This is a genomic window from Salinicola salarius, assembly GCF_002179555.1.
GTDB lineage: Bacteria > Pseudomonadota > Gammaproteobacteria > Pseudomonadales > Halomonadaceae > Salinicola > Salinicola salarius_A.
Genome location: NZ_NHOU01000065.1, coordinates 1 through 5,716, shown reverse-complemented (window position 1 = coordinate 5,716; position 5,716 = coordinate 1). Strand labels below are relative to the sequence as shown.

The following is a 5,716-nucleotide window of genomic DNA, read 5'->3' as shown; positions in this document are numbered from 1 at the left end:
CTCTCATACACCAGAAATCACCATAGCTCCGTTATCGCTTGCGGTGAGTTTGAGCCTTTGGGCCTTGAGCGTCTTGTTGACGGTCTCACGGAAGGCGTTAAAATCATCGGTTTCTGCCGTACCGATCTGCGTCGTCAACTTGGTGGCCGCATCAAGCAGGTCGCGAAGCTTGAGCCAGTAGCTTGTATCAGTCAGTTTGGTGCGCTGCTTGGCGTTCAGGGTGATGCCCTGCTCCTCGCACCAGGCGGTGATGCCTTTCAGCTCGCTCTTCAAAAAGCCCGGCTCATAGACCTTATCGCCGTGCTCTGCCCACAGCCATTCCATCGGTTCGCGCAGGGATTTATCGAAGCGCAGCGGTGCAATGCGCTCGGCACTGAAACCGGCACGGCGACGGTCGGGGCGCTCGATCGTCACCTTGTAATAACCGAAGTCCTCGTTATCGAAGACTTGCACGGCTATGCCCTGCGGGTCGTTGTTGACGTCAATCTCGCGTTCGATGGGGGCAAAATTCAGGTAGGCGTCGGTAATCGCGCCGATATGCTCGGGGGCAAATTCGCAATTCTTGTCGCCCAGGTTCTTGCGCAGCTTACGATAGAGCAGATTGGCATCGATCAGTTGGACGCGACCTTTGCGTGCTTCCGGTTTGGCGTTGGTCAACAGCCAGATATAGGTGGTGATGCCAGTGTTGTAGAAGAGGTTGTTCGGCAGCTGGATGATGGTGTCCAGCATGTCGTTCTCGATGATGTAACGGCGAATGTTGGATTCACCGCTACCCGCATCGCCGGTGAAGAGGCTGGAGCCGTTGTGGACCGAGGCGATGCGCGACCCGAGCGGGCTAGTGCCCGTCGACTTCATCTTGTTAACCATCTCCATCAAAAATAGCAGCTGGCCATCCGAGGAGCGCGGGGTGGCATCCACGGTCTCGACCTCGCTCCAGTAGTTTGCCAGCTCGACCTGAAAGCGCGAATCGATGACGTCTTTGCCGTCCTTGATGTATTTGACCTCGCTGTTCCAGCTCTTGCCATAGGGCGGGTTGGAGAGCATGAAGTCGAAGCGATTGGCTGAAAACTCGTCCGTGGAGAGTGTGGAGCCGACGCGGATGTTCTCGGGGTTGTTGCCCTTGATCATCATGTCCGATTTGCATATCGCGTAGGTCTCGTCGTTGATCTCCTTACCGAATAGATAGACATCGCTATCCGCCTGGATCAACCCCTCGGGATCCTTGATGTAGTTCTGCGCCTCGGTCAGCATGCCGCCGGAGCCACAGGCCGGATCGTAGATCGTCATGAGCGGGGGAAGCTGATCCTTGATCGGATCGAACATGAGGTGGGTCATGAGGTGGATCACCTCGCGTGGGGTAAAGTGCTCCCCCGCTTCCTCGTTGTTCTCTTCATTGAACTTGCGGATCAGCTCCTCGAACACGTAGCCCATGCCAAGGTTCGAAAGCCCCGGCAGCTTGTTGCCCTCAGGATCTTCCTTATCGTGAGGCGTCAGGTTGATTCGTGGCGAGACGAAGTTCTCGATGACATCCAGCAGCACCTGCTTGTCCGCCATGTGACGCATCTGATCGAAGAGCTTGAAGCGACCGACGATCTCCTTGACGTTGTCACTGAAGCCATCGAGGTAGTCTTCGATATTCGCCAGCAGAATCTGCTGGTTATTGGTGGCGGTGCTGTGAAGCTTCTTCAGCGTCCAAGGGCTGGTGTTGTAGAACACATAGCCGGATGCGGCTTTCAGCGGGTGATCGTCGAGCTCCAGCTCTCCCAGATCTTCCTTCTGGTAGCAAACTTCTTCGAGCACCGCTTCTTTGGTTGGCTCTAGTAGCGTATCCAGGCGGCGCAGTACCACCATGGGCAGAATGACGTCGCGGTACTTGCCCCGCACGTAGACATCGCGCAGGCAGTCATCGGCGATCTTCCAGATAAAGGCGACAAGGCTGTTATGAGAAGCGTGGTTCATGTCCGGATTTATTCCCGAGTAATTTGTTGATTAACAATAAAAATATGGTCGTAGTCTTGGTCAGATGGCCCAGTTCTGCCGTGACAGCTCTTCGATCCTGGCCTGGTGAGCCCTGATAGCCTCGTACTCTTCCATGATCTGGTAGTGCACGTCGGCTACCTCCCCCTGCGCTTCTAGGCTGGGTACCGGGACTGGTAAGTTTTTGATGTCATTGGCCTTGAGGATGGGAATGCCCGTACCACTGGCGATCTCTTCCAGATACTGCTGCACCATGGGGGAAGCCAAGTAGCGGTAGAGGTACTCGGGCTTAACTAGGCCATGTTTTTGGGTGCGAAGGATCAGAAACACCTGGCCGGCCACCCAGTTATCACCGCAGTCATTTCCCACCAAGGCGACCCGCCCGATGCTGCCTTTACCGATAAGCAGCACGTCGCCCGGCCGAAGCTGCTGTTGCTCGGCGCGCTTGCGCGTGCGCCCGGCCACCTTCAGCTCTTTACGAGGCTCCTCAATACTGATTGACCCGCTCGCGTCGATATCGCGGCCACCTATCTCGGTAAAGAGTTTGCCATCCTCACCTTCCTCTTCTCCCTTCAAAGTCTGGGCTCGGATCAGTTCAGCAATATCACTTAGAGTGCGTGCGCCCTCCACTTCGTTGATCTTCCGGGTGGCAACGCCCATGACGTAGCGGTTCACCGAGAGGTCGAAGTCGTTGCTCTCGATCTCGCCTTTGGTGACCTGCCGTGAGGCTGGACTGGCCGCAGAGTCCAACACGAGCTGGCTCAGCGCCTCCCAGAATTCCGAGTTCTGCTGGAGTGACTTGCTGCGCTGCCGGGCATTGTCTGGCACCAATCGAGAGGCGTCCACGAAGGTAATGGGCGCTTCCTGCTCTCTCTGATGATCCAGCACAATCAGAACAGGCGGAATGCTGGTGTTCCAGAGTGTCTGGCCGGGCAACTGAATGACCATGTCGATGGTGTTGGCACGAGCAAGCGCTTCTCTCAGCTCATATTCCATCGTGTCGTAAAGGAGACCTGCAGGACTTAATACGACCGCTCTCCGTGTAGCTAGCTCATGCGCTGCCTGAAGACCGAGGGCTTCGGATCGACGAGCCCGCTGCTTGCCGGCTCCTTTTGAGTCGGGAACCCTGATGCCCATAGGGGGAACGGACAACACTACATCGGCTTGTGGCGCTGTAGTTCCAAAAGTCCCATGGGCTTGCGTCACCATCATGGCGTCACTAATCAGCAGCAGGGCCTCGGACAATGCAGAGTGCGACGCACTGAGATAGGTTCGCTCAGTAGCCCCATCAGCCAGAGCCATCGACAGATCGCTCATGGGATAGGCGGCGAGCACCCGCTGCCCATTCGCTCGCCCTAGCCTTGCTATCAACCTAGCCAGCTGCAATGGGAGCTGGAGTTGTTCCGTGTGTTGCCCTGATGCCTGCTCAACAAGGCGAGCCAGCGCTGCTACCAGACTCTCGGCATCCGACCACTCAAGGGCGGCTACCATATCCTGCAGATCCTGTACGGCTCGGCCGATACAGTTCATTTCCAAAAAGTCTGGAGCCATATCCAGTGAACTGCCGGCAGCCATCAGCGCCTTACTCGTGCTCTCCATGGCCGAGGTGATACCGGGGCGGCTCCTGGGATCCGGCAGGCCGAGCTCGGGGCGGTGGCGGAAACACCAGGCCCAAGCAGCCAACAGAGAAGCATGGCGCACAATGTCATGATTGTTCAGGCCCTGGGTCCTCAGCGTATCCACCAGCGGCATAAGCATGGAGGCCTGGTTAGTGTTTGGCATAGGTCGCCTTCTTCTTCTGATTGAAGCTATCGGTGCGGTACACCGTAATTTGTGTCTCACCACTTTCGATAACTACCAGCCCACCCTTCTCATGAATGCTGAGCAAGTCCTTGCGAAAGGTCTCCAGGCCAGCCAGCAGTTCCTCTACATTCTTGCGATCCAGAACAATGCGGTCGCCGCTTTCCATACCGTAATGACTGGTCAGATCTACCAGACGACTGGTGACGCCGCGTTGTCCCATACGCTGATGCATGTGTCGTGTACGTGCCATAAGAGAGTCCCCCGTTGTGATGGAGTCAAGAATGGGGCAACCCGACTATTGTGTCAAGTAATAGTGTTACTGAATAATATTTTTAATACTACATTGCCATCTGAAAACTAAACGCCTTTACCTAACGCAGGCTTACTTCAGGCGGTAGCCAACAGAGGCTAATGGCACAAATTCCGTTCCTACAGTAGGAACAGCTGAGTGAACGCCTTCCCTGACCCGCGCAGAACTCACTGTGCGAGGCGGCAAGACCTGTAAGGAAGGAATTGGCAAGGGCCCTCCCTAAGCAATTCATATTGACGCTCAGAGCTTGACACTAGGGAAAAGCCAATATAGATTTAATTTAGATTCAATTTTGAATCTAAATTTATACAAAAAAGAGCCTAAAAATGTCCGTAAATGATTTTATCAGCAGGCTGGAAGAAAAACGTAAGCGCAGCAGAAACATGGTCAGCATGACCATCCGGGTGACGGAAGAGGAAGAGGCGGCAATTCAGGATCTGACTAACCACATGGATTGCACGCGCCAAGAAATCCTGCATGATCTGATAGCCGAGTACCTGATTCCGGCGTGGCAGCGAATCCGACAAGAGGATGCGGGAGCAGATGATGAAGAGCCGGGGCTATCTAGCACGAGTGGAGTCAATGCGAAAGGAAGGAGCTACTACCTGCTCAACACCAACAAGGCCAACTCCGTCGAAGATCACCAGATGATGCTGGAGGAGCAGGTTGCTGCAGCATTTGAAAATGGGTGGAAGCAGAAAATTGAGCGCATTCGCTCTGGCGATATGGTCTTCCTGTATGAGTCAGGGAAAGGCATTGTTGCCTGCGGAATCGCCAGCGGAGAGGTGAAAAAAGCTCCCCATGAGGGGCGGAAGGATGAAACCTATTACCAGCGTTTGCAGGAGTTCAAACGCTTGGACTCACCGGTGTCTACCAAGGACATCCAGCATGCGCTGGGTCGAAAAATTCGCTTTGTACATACGCTGACGCTGCTGAAAGACGGGGAAAAGCTGGCCAAGGCTTTGGAGGCATAGGGTTAGTGGCTGCCCCGGCACATATGGGCGCAAGAGGGTTGATGTCGAGGTATCCACTGCGGAAAGATCTATGGCGCTCTGATCCTTGCCGCTTGGGAGCCTTGACCAACCATTACGGAGACACTGCGGCTTGTTAGAAATCCAATGCTGACTTAACTGGGGAGTAATCTGGGTAGGACAGCCAAGAAAGTTTCGAACAAAAAACCATAAGCTACTGATTTTCAAACAACAACACTTAATAAGCAATATTAAGATTCAGAATATCGAGTGATGTCTATGTGGCGGGTCCCGCATGATTGNACCCGCTGGGTAAATAGTTCAGGTCGTTTAGCTACCATTCCTTCATCGCTGCAATCGGTGATTGATGGTGCAGCGCCTTCTGCGGGATGTGATGATTTTACAGCCAGCAATAGCGTTTGAGCGTCTGTTCCAGGTCCTTGCCTGAGACACATAGCGCTGAGTGGCCAGCACGTCGCTGATGCGGCCGTTGGAGCGTTTCATCATGCCATTCGTCTGTGGCCGGCCCGGTTTGATCCGGCGATGCTCGATGCCATGGGCCTGACACGCCTGATCGAAGTGATGGCGACCGCTTGGCTTGCGCTCACCGGCTCGCGTGAAGCAATCCGTGAAGGACTTGCCGTTGTCGGTCAGC

At 54.8% G+C, this 5,716-nt stretch carries 4 protein-coding genes and 1 pseudogene; 1 reads left to right on the top strand and 4 read right to left on the bottom strand.

The genetic code is table 11. The annotated features are described in order from the left end of the window. Positions 1-3: 3 nt before the first annotated feature. Genes CCD76_RS18705 through CCD76_RS18695 form a run of 3 tightly spaced genes read right to left on the bottom strand, consistent with a single transcriptional unit; the run spans position 4 to position 4,030 of the window. Positions 4-1,959, bottom strand: a complete 1,956-nt coding sequence (locus CCD76_RS18705) for a type I restriction-modification system subunit M (RefSeq protein ID WP_218777079.1) — start codon at positions 1,957-1,959, stop codon at positions 4-6. Positions 1,960-2,019: 60 nt separating this feature from the next. Further along, entirely contained in the window at positions 2,020-3,735 is a 1,716-nt protein-coding gene (locus CCD76_RS18700; protein ID WP_179208970.1) for an N-6 DNA methylase, read from the bottom strand. A 10-nt stretch (positions 3,736-3,745) separates the two neighbouring features. Then, positions 3,746-4,030, bottom strand: coding sequence for a hypothetical protein (locus tag CCD76_RS18695; protein WP_143543335.1), 285 nt, complete (start codon positions 4,028-4,030; stop codon positions 3,746-3,748). Between the two features lie 386 nt (positions 4,031-4,416). Here CCD76_RS18695 and CCD76_RS18690 point away from each other — a divergent pair, with 386 nt between their 5' ends. Beyond that, positions 4,417-5,064 (top strand): EVE domain-containing protein, encoded by a 648-nt coding sequence (locus tag CCD76_RS18690; RefSeq protein ID WP_087721019.1) that lies wholly within the window; start codon positions 4,417-4,419, stop codon positions 5,062-5,064. 274 nt (positions 5,065-5,338) lie between these two features. Here CCD76_RS18690 and CCD76_RS18685 read toward each other — a convergent pair. Next, positions 5,339-5,716, bottom strand: a pseudogene (locus CCD76_RS18685) (integrase core domain-containing protein); the annotation flags it as partial.